This window comes from Actinoplanes sp. NPDC051388 (assembly GCF_055586225.1).
In genome coordinates, this window is the sequence record NZ_JBVJIP010000047.1 from 1 (window position 1) to 1,466 (window position 1,466).

Below are 1,466 nucleotides of genomic sequence, written 5' to 3' on the forward strand. Positions count from 1 at the left end.
TCGCCGCCTCTTGATGGCATGAAGGAGCGGGGCCTCGCTCCTCGTGACTCCCGGCGGGATGCTCGGGGTGCTCACGTCAAACGACGAAGGAGGCCCCACATGTCAGCAGAGTACGACGGCCCGCAGATCGTGGGTATCGATCTGCATCGCCGCCGGTCGGTGATCGTGCGGATCACCGAGACTGGTGAACGCCTCGACAGTGTTCGCATCGACAACGACCCGATGGCCCTCGCCGCCGAGATCACGAAGGCTGGTGAGCATCCGCAAGTCGTGTTGGAAGCCACGTATGGCTGGTACTGGGCAGTCGACGTCCTGCAAGACGCCGGTGCCGATGTGCACCTCGCGCACCCGCTGGGCGTGAAAGGGTTCGCCTATCGTCGGGTCAAGAACGACGTCCGCGACGCCGCCGATCTGGCCGATCTGTTGCGCATGGGCAGGCTGCCGGAAGGCTGGATCGCGCCGCCGCCGGTGCGGGAGCTGCGCGAGCTGGTGCGCCACCGGGCGAAGCTGGTCGCCTGGCGCAGCGCGTTGAAAGCATCCGTGCACGCCGTGCTGGCCAAGCAGGGACTGCACCTGGGCGTGACGGATCTGTTCGGTGTCGGCGGTAGGAAGCTGCTGACCGCGGCGCCGCTGGACGCGGCGTATCGGTTACGGGTCAACGCTCTGCTGCGGTTGATCGACGCGATGGACTTCGAGATCCGCGCGGTCGCCGGGCCGCTGCGCGTCGCCCTGGCCGGACATCCCGGCTTCCACGCGGTCCAGGGTGTGCCCGGCGTCGGACCTATCCTCGCGGCGATCTTCGTCGCGGAGATCGGTGACGTCGCCCGGTTCGCCGGCGCGGCGCATCTGGCCTCCTGGGCGGGGTTGACGCCCAAGCATCGCGAGTCCGACACGGTGGTGCACCGCGGGCCGATCACCAAACAGGGTTCCACGCTGGTGCGCTGGGCCGCGGTCGAGGCCGCCCAAGGCGCCCGTAACGCCGGCTGGCTCGACGAGGCACGCACCCGGATCGCTGAGCGGCGCGGCCGTAACATCGCCACCGTCGCGGTGGCCCGCAAACTGCTCACCCTCGTCTACTACGGACTGCGCGACGGGCATATCCGCGCCCTCGAGACCAGGGCGGTGGCGTGAGCGGGCTCGGACGTGACCGGACGCGGGTCGTTTCTGTGTCTGACCCCTGTCGGCCGGCGGCGTGGTCGCCCTCTTGATTGACCCCGTCTGGTCACGGTCGTAAATCACCATGCCCCCTGGTGCGGGGCGAATGGATGACCGGCAGCCGAGCTTCGGCCTGCCCTCCGGCATCACCCGGAACCTGGCGAACACGACCACCCCAAACTCACGAGCAATGACCGCGGCTACGCCGCGGCAACTCGCGGTGCCCACAAACGGGGCCGGGCATCGACAAAGCGCTCAAACCAGCGACTTGACCGGCCTCGCTCCTTCATGGATGACACAGAGGGGTGCCA

The 1,466-nt window shown here is 68.5% G+C and carries 1 protein-coding gene; it reads left to right on the plus strand.

What is annotated here, in order from left to right:
* A partial coding sequence (locus ACZ6TI_RS48130; RefSeq protein ID WP_465352036.1) for an IS110 family RNA-guided transposase occupies positions 1 to 1,131 on the plus strand: 1,131 nt, incomplete at its 5' end.
* Positions 1,132 to 1,466: the final 335 nt, after the last annotated feature.